This is a genomic window from Emticicia sp. SJ17W-69 (assembly GCF_051209875.1).
In the GTDB taxonomy this organism is placed as follows: domain Bacteria; phylum Bacteroidota; class Bacteroidia; order Cytophagales; family Spirosomataceae; genus Emticicia.
Map to the genome: position 1 here is coordinate 1,885,766 of NZ_JBNTQY010000001.1, position 23,008 is coordinate 1,908,773.

The 23,008-nt window shown below is 33.4% G+C and carries 24 protein-coding genes; 14 read left to right on the forward strand and 10 right to left on the reverse strand.

Annotated features, from left to right (window positions below; all coding sequences use genetic code 11):
- Positions 1–327: 327 nt before the first annotated feature.
- From ACQUQZ_RS07730 to yiaA, 5 genes are read left to right on the forward strand one after another with little or no spacing between them, the layout of a single operon-like run.
- Positions 328–1,413, forward strand: a complete 1,086-nt coding sequence (locus tag ACQUQZ_RS07730) for a GRAS family protein (RefSeq protein WP_435354297.1) — start codon at positions 328–330, stop codon at positions 1,411–1,413.
- A 37-nt stretch (positions 1,414–1,450) separates the two neighbouring features.
- Complete coding sequence (locus ACQUQZ_RS07735; protein ID WP_435354298.1) at positions 1,451–2,587, forward strand: pyridoxal phosphate-dependent aminotransferase; 1,137 nt, start codon at positions 1,451–1,453, stop codon at positions 2,585–2,587.
- Between the two features lie 42 nt (positions 2,588–2,629).
- On the forward strand, positions 2,630–3,292 hold the full coding sequence (locus tag ACQUQZ_RS07740) for a CPBP family intramembrane glutamic endopeptidase (protein WP_435354299.1): 663 nt from the start codon (positions 2,630–2,632) through the stop codon (positions 3,290–3,292).
- A 23-nt stretch (positions 3,293–3,315) separates the two neighbouring features.
- Positions 3,316–3,741, forward strand: coding sequence for a globin domain-containing protein (locus ACQUQZ_RS07745; RefSeq protein WP_435354300.1), 426 nt, complete (start codon positions 3,316–3,318; stop codon positions 3,739–3,741).
- A 19-nt stretch (positions 3,742–3,760) separates the two neighbouring features.
- Entirely contained in the window at positions 3,761–4,147 is a 387-nt protein-coding gene (gene yiaA / locus ACQUQZ_RS07750) for an inner membrane protein YiaA (RefSeq protein ID WP_435354301.1), read from the forward strand.
- Between the two features lie 251 nt (positions 4,148–4,398).
- Here the strand turns inward: yiaA and ACQUQZ_RS07755 are convergent, their stop codons facing one another.
- Positions 4,399–7,533: a two-component regulator propeller domain-containing protein gene (locus ACQUQZ_RS07755; protein WP_435354302.1), complete on the reverse strand. Its 3,135-nt coding sequence runs from the start codon at positions 7,531–7,533 to the stop codon at positions 4,399–4,401.
- A gap of 41 nt (positions 7,534–7,574) precedes the next feature.
- A complete protein-coding gene (locus ACQUQZ_RS07760; protein WP_435354303.1) occupies positions 7,575–8,345 on the reverse strand; it encodes a LytR/AlgR family response regulator transcription factor in 771 nt (256 codons plus the stop codon).
- 228 nt (positions 8,346–8,573) lie between these two features.
- On the opposite strand from ACQUQZ_RS07760, the gene ACQUQZ_RS07765 reads away from it, so the two are divergent.
- A complete protein-coding gene (locus tag ACQUQZ_RS07765) occupies positions 8,574–8,981 on the forward strand; it encodes a globin domain-containing protein (protein WP_435354304.1) in 408 nt (135 codons plus the stop codon).
- On the opposite strand, the gene corA is transcribed toward ACQUQZ_RS07765, so the two are convergent.
- Entirely contained in the window at positions 8,978–10,060 is a 1,083-nt protein-coding gene (gene corA / locus ACQUQZ_RS07770; protein WP_435354305.1) for a magnesium/cobalt transporter CorA, read from the reverse strand. The genes ACQUQZ_RS07765 and corA overlap by 4 nt on opposite strands.
- 3 nt (positions 10,061–10,063) lie before the next feature.
- Positions 10,064–11,494, reverse strand: a complete 1,431-nt coding sequence (locus ACQUQZ_RS07775) for an ATP-dependent DNA helicase (protein ID WP_435354306.1) — start codon at positions 11,492–11,494, stop codon at positions 10,064–10,066.
- 268 nt (positions 11,495–11,762) lie between these two features.
- Here ACQUQZ_RS07775 and ACQUQZ_RS07780 point away from each other — a divergent pair, with 268 nt between their 5' ends.
- The 7 genes from ACQUQZ_RS07780 (at position 11,763) to ACQUQZ_RS07810 (ending at position 18,202) form a co-directional block, all read left to right on the forward strand.
- Positions 11,763–12,188, forward strand: coding sequence for an NUDIX domain-containing protein (locus ACQUQZ_RS07780; RefSeq protein WP_435354307.1), 426 nt, complete (start codon positions 11,763–11,765; stop codon positions 12,186–12,188).
- A 178-nt stretch (positions 12,189–12,366) separates the two neighbouring features.
- Entirely contained in the window at positions 12,367–13,245 is an 879-nt protein-coding gene (locus tag ACQUQZ_RS07785; RefSeq protein ID WP_435354308.1) for a DUF3822 family protein, read from the forward strand.
- Between the two features lie 150 nt (positions 13,246–13,395).
- Entirely contained in the window at positions 13,396–13,857 is a 462-nt protein-coding gene (coaD, locus tag ACQUQZ_RS07790) for a pantetheine-phosphate adenylyltransferase (RefSeq protein ID WP_435354309.1), read from the forward strand.
- Between the two features lie 29 nt (positions 13,858–13,886).
- On the forward strand, positions 13,887–14,315 hold the full coding sequence (locus tag ACQUQZ_RS07795; protein WP_435354310.1) for a hypothetical protein: 429 nt from the start codon (positions 13,887–13,889) through the stop codon (positions 14,313–14,315).
- A gap of 77 nt (positions 14,316–14,392) precedes the next feature.
- Positions 14,393–16,846 (forward strand): bifunctional UDP-N-acetylmuramoyl-tripeptide:D-alanyl-D-alanine ligase/alanine racemase, encoded by a 2,454-nt coding sequence (locus ACQUQZ_RS07800; protein WP_435354311.1) that lies wholly within the window; start codon positions 14,393–14,395, stop codon positions 16,844–16,846.
- A 98-nt stretch (positions 16,847–16,944) separates the two neighbouring features.
- Positions 16,945–17,454, forward strand: a complete 510-nt coding sequence (locus tag ACQUQZ_RS07805; RefSeq protein WP_435354312.1) for a hypothetical protein — start codon at positions 16,945–16,947, stop codon at positions 17,452–17,454.
- A 148-nt stretch (positions 17,455–17,602) separates the two neighbouring features.
- Positions 17,603–18,202, forward strand: a complete 600-nt coding sequence (locus tag ACQUQZ_RS07810) for a DUF4136 domain-containing protein (RefSeq protein ID WP_435354313.1) — start codon at positions 17,603–17,605, stop codon at positions 18,200–18,202.
- 59 nt (positions 18,203–18,261) lie between these two features.
- On the opposite strand, the gene ACQUQZ_RS07815 is transcribed toward ACQUQZ_RS07810, so the two are convergent.
- The 4 genes from ACQUQZ_RS07815 to ACQUQZ_RS07830 all read right to left on the reverse strand — a co-directional run bounded on the left by ACQUQZ_RS07815 (position 18,262) and on the right by ACQUQZ_RS07830 (position 20,593).
- On the reverse strand, positions 18,262–19,044 hold the full coding sequence (locus ACQUQZ_RS07815; RefSeq protein ID WP_435354314.1) for a hypothetical protein: 783 nt from the start codon (positions 19,042–19,044) through the stop codon (positions 18,262–18,264).
- Complete coding sequence (locus ACQUQZ_RS07820; protein ID WP_435354315.1) at positions 19,028–19,462, reverse strand: ABA4-like family protein; 435 nt, start codon at positions 19,460–19,462, stop codon at positions 19,028–19,030. Before ACQUQZ_RS07820 ends, ACQUQZ_RS07815 begins: the two co-directional genes overlap by 17 nt.
- Position 19,463: 1 nt before the next feature.
- Complete coding sequence (locus tag ACQUQZ_RS07825) at positions 19,464–19,895, reverse strand: DUF2141 domain-containing protein (protein WP_435354316.1); 432 nt, start codon at positions 19,893–19,895, stop codon at positions 19,464–19,466.
- Positions 19,896–20,002: 107 nt separating this feature from the next.
- The gene (locus ACQUQZ_RS07830; protein ID WP_435354317.1) at positions 20,003–20,593 is read right to left on the reverse strand and encodes a Crp/Fnr family transcriptional regulator; all 591 of its coding nucleotides are present in this window, start codon (positions 20,591–20,593) and stop codon (positions 20,003–20,005) included.
- A gap of 146 nt (positions 20,594–20,739) precedes the next feature.
- On the opposite strand from ACQUQZ_RS07830, the gene ACQUQZ_RS07835 reads away from it, so the two are divergent.
- A complete protein-coding gene (locus tag ACQUQZ_RS07835) occupies positions 20,740–21,711 on the forward strand; it encodes a formylglycine-generating enzyme family protein (protein WP_435354318.1) in 972 nt (323 codons plus the stop codon).
- A 131-nt stretch (positions 21,712–21,842) separates the two neighbouring features.
- Here ACQUQZ_RS07835 and ACQUQZ_RS07840 read toward each other — a convergent pair whose 3' ends face one another.
- Together ACQUQZ_RS07840 and ACQUQZ_RS07845 are read right to left on the reverse strand one after the other, a co-directional pair.
- Positions 21,843–22,355, reverse strand: coding sequence for a DUF4199 domain-containing protein (locus ACQUQZ_RS07840; RefSeq protein ID WP_435354319.1), 513 nt, complete (start codon positions 22,353–22,355; stop codon positions 21,843–21,845).
- A 114-nt stretch (positions 22,356–22,469) separates the two neighbouring features.
- The gene (locus ACQUQZ_RS07845; protein ID WP_435354320.1) at positions 22,470–22,928 is read right to left on the reverse strand and encodes a response regulator transcription factor; all 459 of its coding nucleotides are present in this window, start codon (positions 22,926–22,928) and stop codon (positions 22,470–22,472) included.
- Between the last annotated feature and the right edge of the window lie 80 nt (positions 22,929–23,008).

The following is a 23,008-nucleotide window of genomic DNA, read 5'->3' on the forward strand; positions in this document are numbered from 1 at the left end:
GTTAAAGTGTATTTGGAAAGTCATCATAATCCCTTATTACACTCACCCCTCCTTTCCCTCTCCGACTGGAGAGAGAGGAACACGATAACAAAAAATTGTACCAATTTAAATTACGATGTAATCCCGCTTTTTTTTTACCAATTGTATTAATCTTTAATTTTTGGCTAATTCATAGCTTTTTCCATTCGATTTTTTGCTTCTCTCCATTCATTTCTTTTTTCTCACCATTCATTTACAATTATCTGCTATTCACTTCAAAAAAATTTATTAGAATATTATCATCGTGTAGTTTTGAATCATCAACCAAAACAAATCAATATATCTTCTATGAAAACTATCAATATAAATTCTCAAATGATTCTCAATGATTTGGCAAGTAGAATGCCCAACGCATTGACAGAGGATGATAAAGCAATCTTAAATGATATTTATTATGAATCTTTAGAGGATTTGGATGATCCGGAAGCAATGTTTACTTATACACTTTCAAAAGCGATGAGAAAACATTTGATGGAAGGGCAATCTCAAGAACATATTTATCTACAAAGATTTGAGATTCCTCAGATTCGTTTGTTTGAATTATTGATTCAGCAATTTCCTTTGGCAAATCTTAGTCAACAGTGTACCAATACGCTATTAGTTGATGCCTTGGTAAATCATACAAATCCTGTGTTGATGGATATTGGTATTGGCACAGGTTTTCAAGTGAGCAATATCATTGATGCTCTTTCAAAAAAAGGAAATAACCAAATAAAATGCCTTCATATTGTTGGAATCGAGCCATTTGCCGATGCCCTTAAAATGACCGAGGAAAATATCAAGCGTGTAAGCAAAAACGCTCCTTTTGAAGTAAAATTAACTGTAAAAGAAGCATTTATTGAGCAAATGAGCCAAGAAGAATTACAAAAATTGTTACCAGCTCAATATGATGGATTGTATGTAAATGCTTCCTTTGCGTTACATCATATTCAGCAAATGTCTCAACGAAAAGCAGTTTTTGAAATATTGAAAAATCTTAAGGTAAATGCTTTTGTTTTGAGTGAACCAAACTCAAATCACTTTGAACCAACTTACCAAAAACGTTTTCAGAATTGTAAGAATCACTACGGCGTACTTTTCCAAATCATTGATACGCTATCAATCACAGCTACTGAAAAAGCAGCCTTGAAACTTTTCTTTAGTCGTGAAGTTGACGATGTTTTAGGAAATACTGAAGAGGTAAGGGTTGAAAAACACTTTGCAACCGAACAATGGGTTCAATTATTTGAAGAAACTGGATTTAGTTTGCAAAAACGTACGGCTTCATTTGAATATGAAGCTTTAAATGGGACAAATTTAAAAACTGATTTACCTAACAGATATGCCACAGAATTTAAAGGAGAAGAAATAACAAGCCTTTTTTGGGCAAATTAAAAAAGCATCTAATAAAACTCTAATAAATATTTATACCATGAACTCTCTAGAATTAACAATAGCCAACAGAAATCAAAAATTAAATTTAGCCAAAATCGAACAAATATTATGCTCAGAAGTAGAGGCAAATGAAGCGATAAGACTCCATTGCAACGAAACCCCATTTGATATTCCACAAAACTTAAAACAACAATTAGTTGATAAAATGAATGACTTGGCTTGGAATCGTTATCCTGAATTCCACCAAACAAAATTAAACGCATTGGTAGCCAAAGAAGCTGGCCTCTCGTCTGAAAATATCTTGCTTGGCAATGGTTCATCACAAATAATTCAACAGATTGTTAATTGCTGTTCAAAATTTCTTTCTGAGGCAATTATCGAAAATCCTACTTTTACTTTCTACCACCAAGTATGTCAAAACGAAAGGATGCCATACAAAGAGTGGAACATCAATGAAAATGATAGTTTCGACCTAAGTAATTTTCCACAGGTGAGCGAACCTTCTTTGATTATCCTCACATCACCTAATAATCCGACGGGAGCAATTTTAGCTCTTTCAACTTTAGAAACTTTATTGAATCAATATAATAATTGTGTTTTTGTGGTGGATGAGGCTTATGGCGAATTTGGTGGAGAATCTGCTCTTCCTTTGGTGAATGAATATCCTAATTTATTAGTACTCAAAACACTTTCAAAAGGCTATGGCTTACCAAGCGTTAGATTTGGCTACGCTGCTGGAAGTGCTTCCTTGATTCAGTTGCTAAAAAAATATGCTGCTCCATTCACTATCAATATTTTTACCGAACTTGTTGTAAGTGAATTTCTAACTAATCCGTTGTATATCAATGCTTTAAAAGCAAATCAAGCACGTGTCAAGAATCTAAGAGATTTTGTTTTTTATCTGCTCAATGAGATGTCGGGTGAGACAACATTCAAAGTTTTGCCTTCTGCTGCAAATTTTTTAATGCTCCGTTTTTTTGATGCTGAATTATTAGAGCAGGTCAAAAATGTTTTAAGTGCAAGAAATATCTTGGTTAGTTATCCGATAGCTCAGAGTCTTCGTCTAACAATTGGTAGCGAGGTAGAAATGAGTAAGGTTATAAGAATCATCAAGCAAGTTTTGAATCAATACAAAGCAGTTTCTAATCAATTAGAAGAAGTAATAATTTCGTAAATATTATATCTCATATATTAAATTTAATGCTAGTATAAGCAAATGAAAGCCTCAATTTCTAACATCAGTCATTACACTTGGATAGGTATAATTATTTCGATATTTTCTATTACAGCTATTAATTTATGCTATAAAATTCCATTTGGTGACCAACTCACCAACAGTATAATGGTGAGTCGAGAGTTGATTATTTTATCGGTAGTTGCTTTTTTGTGTTTTTATATCATTCCCAAAGAATCAAAAACTTTAGAATCAATCGGCTTGCACAATCATAACTGGAAACAAACCTTATGGTTGTCGTTACTTATTGCCTTTGTGTGTTTGTTAGGAATTTTGGTTTGTATTGAGTTATGTAAAGTATTGGGTTGGAAATTTGGTGAATCAAAATCCTTTGATAAACTTTCTTTACCTGTAATTTCGCTGATAACTATTAGAGCAGGCATTGCAGAAGAAATTTTTTGCAGAGGATTTTTATTGGAGAGATATTCGTCATTTTTCAATAATCGGTGGTTTGTTATACTTCTTTCATCAATTCCGTTTGGACTGTTTCACTATAATCAGGGCTATGCAGGTATTCTGATAGCTACAGTAGCAGGAATTATTTTAAGCCTTTGTTATTTCTGGAAAAAAGATTTAAAGGCAAATATCATCGGTCATTTTCTTGTTGATTTTATTCCAAATGTTATCTTTCCACTTTTGGCTTAATCATTTCTTTCAAGTATTTTCAAATGAAAACTAATCAAATATATCTCGTAAAAGACTCTTTTAGCTTGGTTTTGCAAATTCCTGCCGAAGTAATTGGAGAATTATTCTATAAGCGACTTTTTGAAATCGCTCCCGAAATTCGTCCAATATTTGACCATACAGCAATAAAAGAGCAGTATAATCAACTGTCTGCTATGTTGGCGTATATAGTGAAGCGTTTGCATATTCTTGAGACCATCAAAGACGAAATTGCCAAGTTGACATATCATCATTTAAAGTATGGAATAGTAGAATATCGACTTAACGAATCGGTAGGCGAAGCATTACTTTGGACAATCGAACAAGGACTTGGCTCTCACTGGAATAAAGAGGTAAAAACTGCTTGGGCAGTTTGCTACCTTATGTTCTCAAATGCCATGATTGAGGCTTGTGAAGCAATTGAAGTTTAAACATAAATAAAAAATAAATATGAATCAAAAACCATCAAGTGCCTTTATTGCAGCCTCTTGGGTAGCTATGGCATCGGGAATGTTGGGTTATATTATCGGACTTTGGCGTTCGCAAATGTTACTCAACGAAAAAGGATACTACTTTACAGTCTTAATTTTAGGACTTTTTGCTGTAATTTCGTTACAGAAAACCGTAAGAGATCGATTAGAAAATATCGCTGTTACTGATATTTATTATAGTATTTGTTGGGTTTGCACCATTCTTTCGATAGTGCTTTTGGCAGTCGGTTTATGGAATGCAACTTTGCTTTCAAGCGAAAAAGGCTTTTATTCTTTTGCTTTTTTATTATCACTTTTTGGTGCGATTGCGGTACAGAAAAACACAAGAGATAGTCAGATAAAATGAATATTCTAAAAATTATATTTCTTATAATTTTCGCTGGTACATTATTTCTTTTTATCTCTTATAGAGAAACCCAAAACAAATATAAAAGTATTCAAAAAGGCTTCGAAACCGATGGAATTGTAGTAGAAATCTATTATAAACAACGAAAATAAACACTATTCAACAACCTTTCTTACGCCTTGCCCTTATCAAATTGTTTTCCAGTTAATTTTAATTGCCAAATTCACAATACAAACTATTTTTCAATATTTTTAAAGCAAGGGTATTTTTACTATGAACTCCGTTTCGGTTTCAATCGTTTCTAAAGGATTTGAGGTAAGGTATTTATACAAACTTTTTAAGCTATCAAGCCCCTGTTTATTAGAGGTTTCTACGAATTTCTTTTTCTGCAAATTGTTTTTTACAATTAAGTATTCATCTTCAATAAATATATTGATAATCAATGGTTTATCCTCCTCAACGGTATTGTGTTTGATGGCATTTTCAAAAAGGTTTTGAAGTGTTACAGGCACAATTCCACTTGATAGATAATCTTCATCAATGTTAATATTTACTTGTAATCCGTCTTCAAAACGTGACTTTTGAAGGTCAATATAATTTTTCACAAAAGCCAATTCTTGTTCCAAACTTACCACTTCGTTTTCTTTATTTTGTAAAATATAGCGATAAATTTTCGAGAGTTTTTGTAGAAAATCAGAAGCAACATCAGGCTCTGATAAAATCAAACCATTGAGTGATGTTAGACTATTAAACAAGAAGTGAGGGTTAAGGTGATTAATCAAATTTTGATATTGAATTTCAGTTTTATCTTTTGCCAATCGAGTAGATTGAATCTGCAAATGGTGAATTTGTTTCCGCTGGTTGGTACGATAGCGAAAAAATGCAAAGACAATTCCTACAATTGCTAAAAAACATAATATTCTAAACCAAAGTGTATTATAAAAGATAGTTTCAATGTGAATGCTAAGTGTTTGTGTTGGCAAATAATTTTGATTAATATCCTTAGCCCTTACTTTAAAAATATAATCTCCTCCATCTAAATGCCCGTAAACAGCCACTTTCTTGTTCTCTTTATCAGCAATCCAATTCTTATCAAAACCTACCAACTGATATGAAATTTCATACATATCTGTATTTGGTGGAGCAAGAATACCAAAATAAATTGAAAAAGTATTTTGTTTTGAGTCAAAGTTTACTTGTGAATTATTTTCATTAATCAAAATGGCAGTATCGGCATTGGAGATACGATTAATATATAGTTGGTCTTGAAAAGACGGTATTTTTAAATTTTTAAATTCAATTAGTGCAAGGACTTGCTTACCGAGTGAAATAATTTTATTGTTTTTCAAATTGATTAGGCGATTGCCCCAATCAGAAAGAGGCTCGTTTGTTGGGAAAGTGAAAGAATATTTATCATTCTTTTTTTCATTAAAAAACATTACCTCATCTAAAGCAGAAATACAAATATTATCGTTTTCGTCAATTGACATAGAACCAATAAAGTCGGTATCCATAGCCGACTGAAAATCATTTGTTATTGGGTCAAATTTGATTAAGTCATAGCTTCCCAGCCAAAATTTGCCGTTCTTATCTTCAATAAAACCTGAGAAACCTATTTTTGAAAAATCAATATCTTGTTTTGTTTTTATACCAATAAATGCTTGTTTTTCTTTAGAGAACTTTGCCAATCCACCTGCCTGAATGTCAATCCAAAACTCACCCGAACGAGTGAATAATGATTCTGTTGGTGCAAAATGCCACCTTTGGGATGCTTTTTTCCTATTTTCAGCGTTTAAAATTAAAGGATATGTTTTCCATTGTTTTCTTTTGAAATGATAATTATACACCTCGTAGAGGTCTTTTCCAAAAATCCAGATAGAATCGCCTAAAAGTTTGGTATGTGTGATACTGCTGACATTCTCAACGCTTATTTTTTTTGGTATCTCTAATTCAGAAAACCTCTTTGTTGATTTATTAAAAGTAAAAATAGCATAGGGTTTTGTGATAATTATATTGTCTTGATAGCCATCAAGAAAAATAGCATAATTGAAGTCATGGGTACTTTTTTGGGAAAGTGGAATTTTGTATTCTACGTGCTGATTCGTTGATGGAAGGTATTTAATCAAACGATTTTCAAAGGTAAGCATCCACCAACTGCTATCTTTATTGTCTTCTTCTAAATCTAAGAAACCATCATTTGAATGATTTTTAAACATTTTTTTTGAAAAATCATAAATATCAAATAGTTTTTCATTGGGTGTGAGTGCTGCTAAACCATTGACTGTTGAAATACCATTGGGTGTTGCAAACCAAATCGTCCCATTCTTTTCTTGAAAAACATCTAAAAAATGATAGGCGGAAAACGAAATACTATTTCCTCTTTCATATTCAATCGGAATAATTTGTTTTTTCTGAAGGTCGATATATGCCATTTTCTTTTCAAATGTACTCACCCATATATGCTTGTTTGAATCGAAAAATAATTGATATACGCCTGAAAGTGATACATTTGGGTTAGTAGTCAAGCTAAACGTTTTGACCTTTTTTTGAAGCTTTGTGTCGTACCAAATAATTTCTTCCGTATTATTATCTACAAAAATTAATTTGTTTTCATTGGTTGTCAGAGCCGCAACTGTAGGTAAGTTGAGTATCTCTATTTTCTTTGGGTTAAATTCATGATTATAAATACTTTGTGTTGAAAAGTCAAAAAAGTTTAGAACTTCACTACAAGAAATCCAAATACCCGATTTGTGTGGGTCTTCGATTAATCCTTTTCTAAAAACTCGATTAGAGGTTAACCGTTTTGGCTTAGCAAAGTCATGAGAAAAATTATCTAATTGATTGGTTTTTGTATTAAATCTGTATAAACCTTTATCACGAATCGAAAACCAGATGTCTCCTCTCGAATCGCAAATGATATTGAGACAAGCATAATCAGGTTTATTGAGTTCTTTAAATGGAAAAAAGAGATTTTTCTTTTTATCAAAATAGCAAATACCTTCGGTTGTTCCAATCCAAATTCTTCCTTGTTTATCTTCACAAAGTGATTCAATAAAATTATGAATCAATGACTTATCGTCACCTTTTTTGTGTTTAAATGTTGTTGTAAATCCTGAATCATAGCGTTTTAATCCACTTGCTGTCCCAAGCCACAGGTATCCATTTTGGTCTTTGAGCATACAAGTAATGGTATTTGAAAGGCTACTATTACTCACTTTCATTTGATCGAAAGTATAAGGTAGGCGTGCTGATTGAGCAAAAATTTTAGGAGTGTAGAGTGAATAATGTAGAATGAAGAATGATAGAATGAATTTATAATTAATCGTAAATATTCTGGTGGAAAAGATTGGGCTTAAAACCTTTATGGTTTTATGAGTTTTTTTCATTAAAATATGTTCTATATTCTTCATTTTGCATTAAATAAAACTCATTTTTCCAACCATTTTTTAAAAACAGGTGCTTTTTGGCGACTGATATCTATTTCGACTGCTTGGTGTGGCTCTTTTAGTTTGACCATCAATTTCAGATTTTCAAGTCCCCAAACCCGTTGAATCATGTCTTTGTGAACAATATATTGGCGGTTGATTCTGTAAAAAACATCAGGGTCGAGCATGGCTTCAATTTCATCCATTGTATCGTCTAAACTAAACTTCTCGTTGTTTTTTGTTACAATATGGACTACTGACTCATAATAAAAATAAGCAATATCTTTTGTTTTGACTGGCACCCAAGCATTGCGATGATTACACAAGAAATGTTCTTTATAAACTGGTTTTGAGGAGCCACCCGTTTGCAACATTTCCATCAATTTATTCAAATCAACGGGTGATTTTATTTGCTTTTGGTTAATTCCTTTCGCTTTTTCAATGGCTTTTTGTAAATCAATTGGTTCAACAGGTTTCAACAAATAGTCAATTCCATTAACTTTAAAAGCTCTTATCGCAAATTCATTATAAGAAGTGATAAAAATGATCGGACAATTGAGCCTGAATTTTTCAAAAATCTCAAAACTTACACCATCAGCTAATTGAATATCGGCGAAAATTACATCGGGTTCGGCATTTTCTGCAAACCAATTAATGGCTGTTTTGACACTGGGCAATATTTCCAAAACTTTTAAGTCAGGGTCAATTTTTGCTATTTTAATACTTAATTCCCTTGCAACCAATTTTTCGTCTTCTATGATGATGGCGTTCATTTCAGTGAGCTATTTTTAAAGCAAATTATCAAAAAATATAAACGAATTACAAGAATTTGAAAATGAATAGTATAAATCTAAACATGAATGGTAGTAAACTAATACCTGAGTTGCTTTTCAATTCAACACCTATTCTATACCATTCATTTTGAAATACTGACTATTCAATGAATTTAATTGGGAAAATTAAACAAAAAGAATAAAATTTGGGCAAAATATAGAGGGGGTATGACAAAAGAAGAAATTAAAATTATAAAAAGTACATGGCGAAGTCTGCAAGGACTTGATGCAACACTTTTAGGCGATGTTTTTTATAGCCGATTGTTTTTAGACGAGCCTTCTCTAAAAAAAATGTTTAAAATCTCACAACAAGAACAAGCTAAAAAGTTGATTGATATGCTTGATTTGATTGTACAAAGATTGGACAGATTGGGCGAACTAAGCGATGAAATAAAAGCAATGGCAGAACGACATGTGGGATATGGGGCAAAACCAAAACACTACGACCAAGTAGGCAAGGCTTTATTATGGACACTGGAAAAGGGACTCGGAAAAGATTGGAAGCCTGAAGTGGCAGCCGCATGGACAAAATGCTATGGCATTTTGGCAGGTGCAATGTTGCAAACAACAGCTTAGACGTATTTTTTCCATTTAAAATAAATCCAAAATGCAATTCCGATGAGAACCATGCCTCCGAGGGTGTAGAAGTAACCATTTGGGTTGCGGAGTTCGGGCATATTCTCGAAATTCATACCATAAACACCCGCTATAAAGGTCAGAGGCATAAAAATCGCTGTAAAAACGGTAAGCGTTTTCATCACTGAATTCATCTTGTTGCTTAAACTTGTGAGATAAATATTTTGAATATTTTCAATCATTTCTCGGTAGTTCTCAATCGTTTCGAGGGTTTGTAAAACATGGTCATATACATCTCTCAAATAGATATTGGTATTTGCTTGAATTAAAGCTGACTCTTCACGTGCCAGCGAACCAAAAATATCACGTAAAGGCAAAATTGCTTTACGGATTTGCATCAAACTTCTTCGTAATTCATACAAAAGCTTTTGGTCATTTGGGTGTGGGTCTTCAATTATTTTTACCTCCAATTCCTCTAGTTTTTCACTAAATTTTTCAATAACCACATAATAATTATCTACTATCAAATCGCATAGTGAATAAAACAAATAGTCTGATTTACCTTTGCGTGTTTTACCAACAGAAGCCTTCAAACGTTCAAAAATTGCCCCAAAAACATCAGATTTATGTACTTCTTGAAATGAAATTACATAATTTTGGCCCAAAACTAAAGCCACATGCTCTGTCTCTATTTCGTTGTTTGCTTCATTATATTGTAGCATTTTCATCACTACAAAGATATTTTGCTCACCAAAATGCTCTAACTTGGGTTTTTGTTCAGTATTCAGCACATCTTCAAGCAAAAGAGGGTGTAAATAATAATGCTTTCCAATCGACGCTATCACCGACACCTCATGTACGCCATCAACATCAAGCCAGTTTATATGGTTTTCATGAGTGGCTGATTTACAGTCATTCATTACTTTTACTACCTTTTGTTGGTAAAACTCTTCGTTAAATTCAACCAATTTGATAACCGTGTCAACAGGTACTTCTTTCCCTACATACTCTAAGGTACCTGGCGAAGTGAATACTTTTTTCTTAATGTATTTTTCGGATTTTCTGTGATTTCTTGACATGAGTTATTCTTTGTTTTCCAAAAACTGCTTATTAAAATTGAGTAAAAAAACCTCTTTCACACCACGAGTGATGGCGGTATAAAGCCAACGAATAAAGTCGCTATCTACTTGATTATCAGGTAAATATCCTTGATCTACAAACACAGCGTCCCACTGCCCACCTTGTGATTTATGACAAGTGAGAGCATACGCAAATTTTACTTGAAGGGCATTTAGATAACTATCTTTACGAAGCAATTCTTGGCGTTCTTTTTTAGATTTTACCCAAAAATAATCTTTTAAAACATTTTCATAAAGCAACTTGTTTTCTTCTGCCGTAAGAGTTGGAGCATTTGAATAAAGTGTATTTAAAATAATTTTGCAATCAAATTCTTCTTCGTCTGGATAATCAATTAATTTGAGGGTTACATTGGCAAAACGAAGGCCGTGCATTTCTTCTTCTCTACGAATTTTTAGTACTTCAACAAAGTCTCCGTTGGCAATAAAACCAGCTTTTGATTCCTCTCCCAAAACAGTATAATTATTACGAACCACCATCAACATATCGCCCGATTCAAGCTCATTTTCTGAATAATTAATGGTGTTTCTGATATAACGATTATATTGTACGGCCGTTTTATTGGAGCGAGTGATAATGGTAGTGTTTTCACGACCATATTTATCATAAGCATATCTGATACCATCCTCCAAACGTTCGCTTGTCATCCGATAAATGTCTTTGTATTTACTCGTAACTAATTGAATATTAGGCGTTTCCGTTGTCAATTGCTTGCGTAAATCTGTCGCATTTGTTAAGATACCCGAACCTTCATCTTGTCGCATTACTTCTGTGAGGCAATGTTCGGTAAGCGTAGCATGATAGCGATTTCGAAGATGGTCAGCATCCAAAGCTGGACTAAAAGCAATACCAACGGGCGGTAGTTGGGCTTCATCGCCAATCAATAAAAGTTTGTTGGTATCTTGTTCAAATACAAAATCTAATAGGTCATGTAATAAACTATTGGTGCCAAATTCTCTCACATCCGAAATCATTGAAGCCTCGTCAACAATATAAACAGTACCTTCTTGATTATTCTTTTGTCGTTCAAAAACCAAGGCTCCAGTATAAGCATTTTCAACTTGGCGATAGATTTTTTTATGAATGGTCAACGCCATTCTTTTGGAATATCCCGACATTACTTTGGCCGCACGACCAGTGGGAGCGAGTAGTACTGTTTTGTAGCCAAACTCCTTTAAAACCTTTATTAAAGTGCCTACAAAGGTCGTTTTTCCTGTACCCGCATAGCCTTTGAGCATAAAAACATCACGAAATTTCTCTTCGTCAAGAATAAATTCATCCATCAACTCAAATAATTTTGCTTGTCCAGCAGTAGGAGTGAAGGGGAATTTTTTATGAAATCGTTCCGAAGGTTTTACGTTTTCGTCGAGAGCCATTTTTAATGGAAAATTGATAATGAAAAATTGATAATGTCATTGGTTTAAAACGAGATTTTTTCTCCAATCTCATATCCCCAATCTCCAATCTATCTGCAAAATAAACCTTTAAATTGTTTCGACCTACAAAAAACATTCAGTCATTCAGTAAATCACTCGTTTTTGATTCATTATCTTTGTAGCTCAATAGCTTTTAGCGGTTTGCTATTAGCTGAATTGGTTAGTTGTTTTGGCTAAAAGCTAAAAGCTAATCGCTAAAAGCCCAGAAATGTCCGGAACAAATTATCAAGCAATTGCCCAGCAACTTTACGGAAACCGTATTCGGGTACGAGTGTGCGGTGTCTGTGTAGAAAATGGACAAATTTTATTGGTTTGTCATCGGCCAATTTTAGGTGAAAAAGATTATTGGTGTCCACCAGGTGGAGGAGTTGATAGAGGAGAGACGGCTGAAGAAGCCCTTAAAAGGGAATTTTTGGAAGAAACAGGTTTTGAAGTAGAAGTAGGTAAATTACTCAAAACCAAAGAATTTATTCAACCACCTTTGCATGCTATCGAACTATATTTTTCAGTAAAAATTTTAAGGGGGAATTTAATAAAAGGACATGATCCAGAAATGAATCTCAACGAACAATTGATTAAAGATGTAAGTTGGCTACCTTTGCAAAATAATGTTTTTTCAATGAGTGCGTTTTAAAAAGTAATTAGAGATTATTAATTAGCTTTTTTACATTTTTAATATAAAGTTTTGTTAGAAACATTTTTGGGAGCTAAAAGCTAATTGCAAAAAAACTTAGAAGTTAGTTGAATTTTGCTTAAAATTGTCAAAGAAAAGACAGTTTTGCATTTGTGACAAATAAAATAATACCCATAATTTGGAGACTTTAGCTATAAATATTTCACCGAGTTTCGAAATTAAAGACGACCGATTCGATACCAATCAGATAGCTGAAAGCCATCTACTGATTGAAGTGAGTCGTGACCGTTTTCGTTTTGCCGTTCACCATTCCGAACATGATGTAATCATGTGGTTGGAAGATTATCATATTTTTTCGTTGCTGACTGAAAATCAATTGCTTAAATCATTAAAAACTATTTATCAGCAACACTTATTCTTGTCAGCTAATTATTGGAAAACCATTCGCTTGACTGTCAATACCAATAATTTCACCTTAATTCCTGATGAGTATTATGAAGCCAATGAAGCTGCCAAATACTTGAATTTTGCTGCTGGGAAAAACCTTTTAGAACGAGAGCAAATTTTTGATTTTAAGCACAGTCGATTTGGGGCGGTAAGTATTTTTGGTGTTGAAAAAGAGCTAATTGGTTGGTTTAGAGAAATGTACCCTGCTCGAAAGATAGCACCAGTACCAGTGATTGGCTCGCTTATCGAAGGTATTATTCAAGATAGAAATAATAATGGTCTGCATCTATATTTTGAGGATAATTATGTTTCGATTCTTTATTTTAAGGATGCCAAGTTGTATTTTTGTAACCGTTTCCATTTTCGTACTGCACAAGATATGGTTTACCACGTGCTTTTTGTGATGAATGAGTTGGACTTGCAAACTGATATGCCTGTTACATTTTATGGAGAAGTTACATCGTTTTCAGAAGGATATATACAATTAAGTGAGTCGCTTAAAAATATAAAATTTGCACTAAACCCTACAAAATTGCGTTTTAGTCAATATTTTGATGATTTACCCGAACATCGATATTATACCTTGTTTAGTTCATATCATTTGTATTAAGTTTAGTAGCTATTATCAGTTCGCTGCTTCGGTGACAGTCGGCCGCTACTGTCTGATTTTAACTATTTGTGGAAGTATAATTTATTTGAAAAAGAGTGGGAAGTCTTTTAGCTAATTGCTAAAAGCTAATTGCTAAAAGCTAAATAAAAGATGAAGAAAGTTGCCCTTTTTCCTGGTTCATTCGACCCTTTTACCAAAGGACACGCTGATATTGTGAAGCGAGGATTAAAACTTTTTGATGAAATAATTATCGGAATTGGCACAAATTCGGCTAAAAAACGATATTTTTCGTTAGAGATGATGACAGATAAAATCAGAGAAACTTTTAAAGATAATGAGCATATAAAAATTATCTCTTATGATGACCTCACAGCCAATGCTGCCCATCAACATGGAGCTAATTTTCTATTAAGGGGTCTGAGAAATACAACAGATTTTGAGTACGAAAATACGATTTCACAAGTAAATCGTCATTTAGTAGGAGAATTAGAGACGGTTTTTTTGATTACATCGCCAGAATTAGCACCAATAAGTTCAACAATTGTGAGAGAGTTACATAAATATGGAGCAAAAGTCGATGATTATTTGCCCTATGATTTAGAGGAAAATTAAAAGTATAAATTTGTATAAATTGAATAGTAATGAAAAATATCATATTCCTATTTTTAGCCTTATTCGTATTTGCTTGTAAAAAGCCTGAAACTGTAATAGAACCTACGAAGGTTATTTCAGCAAATTTTTGGAAACTTGACCGATTTGCGGATATTGATGGAAAAACTTTGAGTCAAAATCAACTCAATTCGCAAGCACAAGCACTTTTTGGCCTAGATTATGAATTTCGAGATGATAATGTGACACGTGCAAAAGACAGAGTGACCAAACAAATTTTAAATGCTGGAACTTGGTATTTGCTCGAAAACGACCAAGTCTTAGATATTGATATTTTGGGTTTCAAAGGGAAATTCAAAGTTATAGAAATATCAAAAGATAAGATGGTTTTACAAGCTGAAAATAATAAAATGATCAGTGCAGGACAATTTGTCAATATGGAATTCTTACCTGCTTTATAAAAATCTTTTAATCCCACCCGTTCCCTTTAGCTTCGCTCAGAGAATGGGTGAGGGCTTTCAAATTCTTCAATTTTCCAGTGAAATTTTCTTCTGAACCTATTATTACTGAGGCAAGTGTCTTATTGACCGATAGCCGATTTGTTTCACAACCTGAGCATAGTATTTTCTTTGCCATCAAAGGAGAACGCCATGACGGACATCAATTCATCGAAGAACTTTATCAGAAAGGTATTCGTGAGTTTGTTGTAGAGAAAAAAGCAATTTCTGACGATTTCAAAAATCGCTTAAAAAAACTATCTAATGTAAAAATATTTGTAGTCGAAAATAGTATTCGAGCTTTACAAAATTTGGTAGTAGAGCATCGTCAAAAATTTGATATTCCAGTGGTGGGTATTACGGGAAGTAATGGCAAAACCATTGTAAAAGAATGGTTGAGCATCCTATTTTCGAAAGACTATAATGTCGTAAAAAGTCCTGGAAGTTATAATTCTCAATTGGGAGTGCCGCTTTCGGTATGGGAAATAAATGAAAATCATACATTGGGGATTTTTGAGGCAGGTATTTCTAAATCTGGAGAGATGGAAAACCTTGAACCCATTATTCGTCCTTCGATAGGTATTTTCACTAACATTGGCTCGGCACATGACGCTGGCTTTAGAAGTAGAAAACAAAAAACTACTGAAAAACTTCGCCTTTTTCGCCGAAGTAAAACTTTGATTTATTGTAAAGATTACGAAGACATTGATGATGAAATTCGAATTTTATTAAAAGCAGTCAATCCCAAAATAGAGCTGATTGCTTGGTCGAGAAAAGCAGGGAGTAATATTTTTGTTAATGCAACAAAATCTGCCACCTATTGTACTTTACAGATTTTGTGGAATAGTAAAATTTATGATTTTAAGATTCCATTTGCCGATGACGCCTCTATCGAAAATGCTACTCATTGTATTTTTTTGATGCTTCATCAAGGAATCGAAATCAACGAAATTCAGGCACGTTTAGACCTGCTCAAACCCGTTGCCATGCGATTAGAGTTGAAGCAAGGCATCAATGATTGTTATTTAATTGATGATACTTATAACAATGACTATGCGGGGCTTTCGATGGCTCTTAATTTTATGAGTCAGCAGCATACTAAACGCCGTAAGGTGTTGATTATAAGTGATTTGCTACAATCAGGTTTGGAGGAATCAGAACTTTATGAAAGTATTGGAGATTTAGTAAAAGGCAAAGAAATCGACCAAGTGGTTGGTATTGGAGAAGTCATTTCTCGCAATCAAAAGTTTTTTGATAAAGCTGTTTTCTATGATTCTACTGATACTTTTCTTGAAAACCATCCAATTAATCAATTTCAAAGCTCGTTGATTTTAGTCAAAGGTGCAAGAAAATTTGAATTTGAAAAAATTGTAAATCGTCTGATTCAGAAAGTTCATGGAACCGTTTTTGAAGTGAATTTAGATGCCTTGACAAACAACTTAAATTTTTATAGAAATAAAATAGGTTCATCCACCAAAATAATGGTGATGGTAAAGGCTTATGCCTATGGAAGCGGCAGTGCCGAAGTGGCAAGTTTACTCGAATACCATCGAGTTGATTATTTAGGTGTAGCATATACAGATGAGGGCGTTGTTCTGAGGCAAAATGGCATAAAATTGCCAATCATGGTACTTAATCCCCAGCCTGAAACTTTTGCTAAGCTTATAGAATATAATTTAGAACCTGAAATTTATAGCTTTAAAATATTCAAACAATACCTTGATTTTGTTAGTCCATTTACGAATAAAACTTTGAAAATTCATCTAAAACTTGATACGGGAATGCACCGTTTAGGTTTTGAGGAACAAAACATTGAAGCTTTAATCGAATTATTAAAACAAAATCCTCAGATAAAAATAGCTTCGATTTTTAGTCATTTGGTAGGTGCAGATGAAAGTGAACACAATGGTTTTTCTAAAACTCAGATTGAGAAATTTGAGCAAATGTCGAATCAAATTGTTAATAGTCTTGGTGGAATTAAGCCACTCCGACATATCTGTAATTCGGCTGGCATAATTCGTTTTCCTGAAGCAAAATTCGATATGGTTCGTCTTGGAATCGGACTTTATGGTGTAGAAGTAACTGGCATAGAACAACATGAGTTACAAACAGTTGGCACTTTAAAAACAGTGATTTCACAAATAAAACACCTCAAAAAAGGTGAAACGATCGGTTATAGTAGAAAGGGCATTCTGGAAAAAGATTCAAAAATTGCAACCATTGCTATTGGTTATGCCGATGGCTTTGATAGAGGTTTTAGTAAGGGAGTAGGTAAGGTGTTAGTCAATGGCATTGCATGCCCAGTTGTAGGAAATGTATGTATGGATATGACCATGATTGATGTAACTGAGGCTATCTGCGAAGAAGGTGACGAAGTTATAATTTTTGGTAAAGATTTATCAATTAGAGATTTAGCCAAAACAATAGACACCATTCCTTACGAAATTCTTACAGGCGTGAGTGAGCGAGTGAAGCGGATTTTTTATAAAGAATAAGGTGTTTTTTTGAAAATATGATATTACTCATTTTGCAGAGTTAGGGAAATCAATAGATTTGATTAATCTATTCTTACCCAAACAAAAAACTTTACAAAATGACAAGTTTTAGAGTACGCCCTAAATTTAAAATAGTATCTGAAAAAAGAATTAATGAGATTGTTAAACTACTCACCAATAAACTTGGTGTAACTACCCAACCCGTAGAAGGTAAAGTGTTCAGTACGCATGGTTTATTGAGAATTAAACCTACCGAGCAGCACTATTGGTCGCCACAGTTGAGTATTTCTTTTGAAGAAACAGAAGGTTCTAAAACTATCATAAGAGGGATGTATGGCCCCCATCCAAGTGTTTGGGCTGTGTTTTTGATGGGTTATGTACTTTTTGGCTTAGGGATGTTTTTTATAACTATGGTAGGTTTGGTGAGATTAAGCCTAAAGTTAGATGCATCTATCTTGTGGATTGTTCCTTTTTTATTTGGTGGAATGGTTATTTTATGGCTCTTGGCACAAGCAGGCCAAAAAGTAGGAGTTGAGCAAACTTTTATTATTCATCATTTTTTTGAAGATGCTATTGAGGAACAAATTCATATCAGCAAAATCTTATAAGTGCGTGCTTTTCATTGAAAAAATTGATTAATATGTCAGTATTGAATTGTTAAAATTTTCACTACTGACATTTATCATGTATATACCTATCAGCAAACATAAATAGAGAATGGTTATGATGATATTTTTGTAGAAAATACAAAGAATCATGAAAAAACTTATTTTGTTATTCGTTTTTGCTCTATTGTCATTGAGTTGCACTCGAAATCTTAATATTGAACGAGAGCCAAATGTTGCAATTGAGCAATACCATACTTATGCTTGGAATAAACTTGAAGCAACTAAAGCCTCGCACCCTTTTTACAGTTCTGAAGAACTTAATCAATTAATTATTAGAGAGATTGATAAAAGTTTTTCTAAAAAAGGCTTTCAAAGAAATGCAATTAATCCTGATTTTTTAGTTGATTTTCATATTTATGTGGAAGAACAAAAATTTCAAAATTTGGTATGCGGAGCAGGATTTTACCGTGGAGAAAGATATTTGCCACAACTGAGCGAGAAAACCTATTGCGAAAGCCCTGCAATTGTCAATTATGATGATGGTACACTCATTATTGATGTAGTAGATGCACATACAAAACAATTGGTTTGGCGAGCTTCAATGAGCGATATTATTGACAATCCAAATTATTCGACTACGATTTTTACAAAGCAGGTTAAACGTATTTTGAATAAATTTCCAATTCAAAAGAAAAGAAGAAGTCAAGAATCAATCAATGATTTTGAAAAAACAATCTCTGTAAAGTAAGATTGATGGTTTCTAACGTTAAAGAATCAGCTTATACTGATTCTTTAACGTTTTCTTGTTTATCTCGCCATGAATGGTATTCCCATCATCGCTTGAACCATTGTAAAACACACATAAATCAAATAAATTATTGAGAATACCCAAATGGCTTTGGTTGCAGTTGAAGAATTATATTTACCTGAAACCCAATACCCAAAAAGTGGAATGATTTGCAAGGCATGGATACCAAAAAAATGAGCCACTCTTAGATCTCCAAATGTCGTACTCCAATTGATTAATGGCAAGCCTGCTCCACCATCTTTTGCTCCAACGGTATGTCCGTTTACGCCACTGATATAGCCTCCGAAAAAGCTAAATATGACAAAATAAATCAAACCAATTTGAATGCTCAATACCAAAGGAGAAGGAATTGAATAAGTTTTTTGACGAATAAATGTAATCGCAATTCTTAAAGTTTGAAAGGTTAAGACTACAATAAATATTCCCATCAAGGCATAAAGAATTCCGCCGTAAACACTTGAATTATTAAAGTGCGAAAGCTCGCCTCTGAAAGCCTGAGAAGTAATAGCAAATTGTTCATATACCATAGTTACAACTGCCAAAATCGAAAGGTTTTTTACTTTCTTTTTATCGTTTATGTAAAAAAGTAATAAGCCCATTGTCCAAGCATAAACCCAAATACTCAATGCAAATTTGATGGGTTTTATCATTGAATTGATGCCCATAATTAGTTCTTCATTGAAGATGGAGTAAATTCCGAGCAACAAAGCGAGAGCTAAATGTATCGTACCAACTTGAGCCAATAATTTATTTCTACGATATATTTCATTTATTAGAATCATTGTTTGTAGTAGTTTTAATGGTTTTGATGATAACAAAAATTAGGTAGCCCATCGGGCCAAACATAAATGTAAAAGGTAATGCAAGCGTAGCCCACCAACGAGAAATGGATAATTCCTTGGCTTTTCGGACGATGTATGCTCCCACAAATAAATCGAAAGCTAAGTAGTGAAACCAACCTGCGGCTACTGCATTGTCATTCTGAAAAAGTTGTTTCACATTTGCGAGTGTGCTGAAACTATCAGCTTTAAAATCTCCAATGTCTTTCAGAATCAGAAATGTATAAATGACAGAAAATAACAGAATAAAGCCATTGAGGATAATATTTTGGGTATGTTTCCAGTTTGGGGCAATGATTAATAATAGCCAGCCAAAAATGATAAAAGAATTACCAAATTGAAAAATAGAAGAAGCGTTCATGTCAGTCGATTAGTTTAATTGAAAATGTAGTATTATTGGCATTAAAAATGACTTTACATTCATCATAATTAGGTGCGGAAAATTTTGGTCTAATATTTTGAGAAAAACCAAATGGCTCTTTTGGAAATCCAACCAGATTAGTATCCAATTTCTTGTTTCCATTTGAATCTTGATAAATGGCTAGGGCATATTCGCCCGTAGGAATATCTGTCCACGAAAGGGTAATTTCGCCTGTTTTGTTGGGTTTGATTTCTTTGGCAAAAGCAAATTTCCCATCATCAGGAAATTTGTTTTCTTGCTTATAAAAAGCAATTCTAAGAAAAGCTGTGCTTTTTAGGTTTGGAATTTTTAAATTAAAAGTTGGATTTACTTGAGCATTGGTTTCATCAAAAGCAAATAGAAGCAATAATGTAAACAAAAGTGTTGATTTCATAATTTTGAATAAAAGCTAAATTGTTGCGATAATTGTAGTTGAACTTGGGTTTCTTTTGCAAAATTCCTCAATCAAAACAACATTTATGTGTCACATTTGTTACAAAATTATTTTGAGGTGATTTGTTTTCGTATTCGACTGAGAGATTGGCGTTCGATGCCGAGGTAAGAAGAAAGATAAGTAAGCGAAATTCGATTAAAAAGCTCTGGACTACGTTTGATAAAATTTAAGTAACGTTCTTCGGCTTTTTCAAACAAAAAACTTTCTAAACGAGTTTGTTGCATCACCAAAACCTCTTCTGTTACTAATCGTCCGTATCTTTCAATATTTTTGTATAAATCATAGCCTTCTTGCATCACAGCATAAGGTAAGTTTACAACAACACTTGGTTCGATACATTGCAAGTAATATTTGCTTGGTTTTTGCCTAACAAATGCCCCATAATCCGTCACATATTCGTTTTCTTTAAAAAATCCAATGGTTATTTCGTTGCCTTTGTCATCAATATAAAATGAACGTATTAGACCACTGATAATATAGCCAATGGAAAGTTGTATTTGCTCTGCTTTTAAATAATATTGTTTTGCCTTAAACTCCGAAATAGTTAAACCTTTACTTATATAAAGCAGCTCTTCATCGGTAATGTTATGGCAAATCTTCTTATAAGATTCAAGATATACTTTGATTGCTATTTCCAAGATTAATGCTATTTTTCAATAAAGATATAAATTTTCTTTTGTTTGTCGATTCATTATCGTTTTCATCTTTGTTCTGAAATTTCTTTTAAATCATTTTAATCTTAGCCTCTTCTTGGTTTATATTTGTAAAAAAACTCAACCTTACAGTGAAAAAAATAGCAATCGCTCTATTATTCTTAACTTTTGTTGCATTCCGCAACGATAATTTTAAGCCTTATACCGAACAAATCCCTGGATTGCAGCACGGTTTAGAAATGCAGCCAATTCCAGCAGGTGAATTTTTGATGGGGAGTCTAGAAACTGAAAAAGACCGTAAACCCGATGAAGGTCCTCAGCATAAAGTTAAAATTGATGCTTTTTGGATGGCCAAATACGAAATCACTTGGGAAATGTACGAAACCTATTTCAACAAGGAATTGGAAGTAAAAGATGAAAAAAATACGGCTGAAGTGGCTAATCGTGTAAGTGTAGTTGCTCGCCCGACCCAACCTTATGTAGAAATGTCTTTTGGTCAAGGAAAAGAAAGTGGTTTTCCTGTATGTAATGTAACACAGTTTGCTGCTCGTTCGTTTTGTAAATGGTTATATGCTAAAACGGGTAATTTTTACAGACTTCCAACCGAAGCCGAATGGGAATATGCCGCACGTGCTGGTTCAAAAACTACCTTTTATTTTGGAGATGATGCTTCAAAACTAAAAGAATATGCGTGGTATTTTGAAAATTCTGATGGTGCTTACAAAAAAGTTGGTCAGCTAAAACCAAATGCTTGGGGACTATATGATATGTATGGAAATGTGGCTGAATGGACTTCCGATTTGTATGTAGCAGATTTTTATGGCAAACCTGAAGCAAATAATAATCCTTATATCAAGCCATCAAACCATTATCCGCACGCCATTCGTGGAGGGCATTGGGACGATGATGCAGACAAATTACGCAGTGCTTCTCGCCGAACTTCTACACCAGAATTGAAACAACGTGACCCACAAATTCCGAAGTCAGATTGGTGGTTGACTGATGCTCCATTTTTAGGTTTTAGAGTGGTAAGGCCAGTAAAACAGCCTTCAAAAGAAGAGATAGAAGCATATTTTGCTCGTCCACCGAAAGATATTCCTTGATGTTTTTAGACATAGAGGTTCAAAGGCACAGGGTACAAAGTGGCAAAGGCATATAAGGAATTGATATTTATACTTTTGCCACTTTGAACCCAATCTCTGAACCTTTGTGCCTTTGTTACTTTGTGCCTTTTTTACTTTTTCTTCAAAATCAAAGCACTGATAAGGGAAACTACTAAACCAACAGGCAGAATTTCCATGTAAGTCAAAAGTATTACTCCCAATGGAGTTTTATACATTTCTTTGTAACTTTCTATTTCGGTACTGATTTTGCTTATTTCTGAGGCACTTGCTCCGCTTGACTTCGCACTTTCTACGGCTTGCCCTCCAAATTTTTCCATGAAATCTGGGATAAAAAAATAATAGTCAATAAGCCAAGTAATGACATAAAAAGACGAGGCAATGAGTGAAATATAAAGTCCAATCTGGAAGGCCTTTCCGAAAGATATAACTCCTTCATTCTGTTTATCTCGAAAGTTTTTAATTCCTACAAAAGTTAGTGAGAAAGCAAGAAGCATGGAGGCATACCCGACCCACATATTTCCTTGGAAATTGCTCGTAGCGTAGCAATATCCCACTGAAAAAACTAAAAATAGTGAAACAATTATTCCTGAAATTGCCCCATTGACAAGTACGATTTTTTTCATTGATTTTAAGATTTTGGTTATGCTACAAATCTGAATATTTAATCAATTTTGTTTCTCATACTTTTGAGTGATTTTTCTAAAAAGAGGTATTTTCATACGAAAGTATGAGTTTATTTATGCTATCAAACTCAATCTTTTGGCTTTTTCAATGGCCTGAGTGCGACGTTTGACGTTTAATTTTTCAAATACATTGGAAGTATGTGTTTTGACAGTATTGAGTGAAACATATAATTTTTCTGCAATTTCCTGGTTACTTAGTCCTTCTGCCATGAGTTGCAAAACATCTAATTCTCTTTTGCTCAAACCAAGTTTATTCAGTTCTTTTTCATTCAAAACAAAACTATCAGTAAAAATAGGCTTTTCTACAATTTGAGTTTCTATTTTGGGTTTAGTGAGTTTGAGTGCAAGCCAGATTCCAAGTGAAGTAAACAATAGAGCAATAATACCTGCATAAATCTCAAATGTATGATTGATAATAATGAAACGCAGCTCAAGCCATTTCAATAAAAATAGCAAAATAGCCAATGAAATGCCATAGAGAATGGTGTCTTTATTTTTTGTTAGGAAATTCAAAATAGTTAATGGCTTTATATAAAAAAAGAAGTAATTTCTCATTCAAAAATAAAAAAAAACTCCTAAAATGTCAGCATTAG

What these genes read in the sequence shown, in the direction of transcription:
- ACQUQZ_RS07730 (WP_435354297.1), top strand. Translation starts at nt 328, where the DNA reads ATGAAAACTATCAATATAAATTCTCAAATGATTCTCAATGATTTGGCA.
- ACQUQZ_RS07735 (WP_435354298.1), top strand. Translation starts at nt 1,451, where the DNA reads ATGAACTCTCTAGAATTAACAATAGCCAACAGAAATCAAAAATTAAAT.
- ACQUQZ_RS07740 (WP_435354299.1), top strand. Translation starts at nt 2,630, where the DNA reads ATGAAAGCCTCAATTTCTAACATCAGTCATTACACTTGGATAGGTATA.
- ACQUQZ_RS07745 (WP_435354300.1), top strand. Translation starts at nt 3,316, where the DNA reads ATGAAAACTAATCAAATATATCTCGTAAAAGACTCTTTTAGCTTGGTT.
- yiaA (WP_435354301.1), top strand. Translation starts at nt 3,761, where the DNA reads ATGAATCAAAAACCATCAAGTGCCTTTATTGCAGCCTCTTGGGTAGCT.
- ACQUQZ_RS07755 (WP_435354302.1), bottom strand. Translation starts at nt 7,533, where the DNA reads ATGAAAAAAACTCATAAAACCATAAAGGTTTTAAGCCCAATCTTTTCC.
- ACQUQZ_RS07760 (WP_435354303.1), bottom strand. Translation starts at nt 8,345, where the DNA reads ATGAACGCCATCATCATAGAAGACGAAAAATTGGTTGCAAGGGAATTA.
- ACQUQZ_RS07765 (WP_435354304.1), top strand. Translation starts at nt 8,574, where the DNA reads ATGACAAAAGAAGAAATTAAAATTATAAAAAGTACATGGCGAAGTCTG.
- corA (WP_435354305.1), bottom strand. Translation starts at nt 10,060, where the DNA reads ATGTCAAGAAATCACAGAAAATCCGAAAAATACATTAAGAAAAAAGTA.
- ACQUQZ_RS07775 (WP_435354306.1), bottom strand. Translation starts at nt 11,494, where the DNA reads ATGGCTCTCGACGAAAACGTAAAACCTTCGGAACGATTTCATAAAAAA.
- ACQUQZ_RS07780 (WP_435354307.1), top strand. Translation starts at nt 11,763, where the DNA reads ATGTCCGGAACAAATTATCAAGCAATTGCCCAGCAACTTTACGGAAAC.
- coaD (WP_435354309.1), top strand. Translation starts at nt 13,396, where the DNA reads ATGAAGAAAGTTGCCCTTTTTCCTGGTTCATTCGACCCTTTTACCAAA.
- ACQUQZ_RS07795 (WP_435354310.1), top strand. Translation starts at nt 13,887, where the DNA reads ATGAAAAATATCATATTCCTATTTTTAGCCTTATTCGTATTTGCTTGT.
- ACQUQZ_RS07805 (WP_435354312.1), top strand. Translation starts at nt 16,945, where the DNA reads ATGACAAGTTTTAGAGTACGCCCTAAATTTAAAATAGTATCTGAAAAA.
- ACQUQZ_RS07810 (WP_435354313.1), top strand. Translation starts at nt 17,603, where the DNA reads ATGAAAAAACTTATTTTGTTATTCGTTTTTGCTCTATTGTCATTGAGT.
- ACQUQZ_RS07815 (WP_435354314.1), bottom strand. Translation starts at nt 19,044, where the DNA reads ATGATTCTAATAAATGAAATATATCGTAGAAATAAATTATTGGCTCAA.
- ACQUQZ_RS07820 (WP_435354315.1), bottom strand. Translation starts at nt 19,462, where the DNA reads ATGAACGCTTCTTCTATTTTTCAATTTGGTAATTCTTTTATCATTTTT.
- ACQUQZ_RS07825 (WP_435354316.1), bottom strand. Translation starts at nt 19,895, where the DNA reads ATGAAATCAACACTTTTGTTTACATTATTGCTTCTATTTGCTTTTGAT.
- ACQUQZ_RS07840 (WP_435354319.1), bottom strand. Translation starts at nt 22,355, where the DNA reads ATGAAAAAAATCGTACTTGTCAATGGGGCAATTTCAGGAATAATTGTT.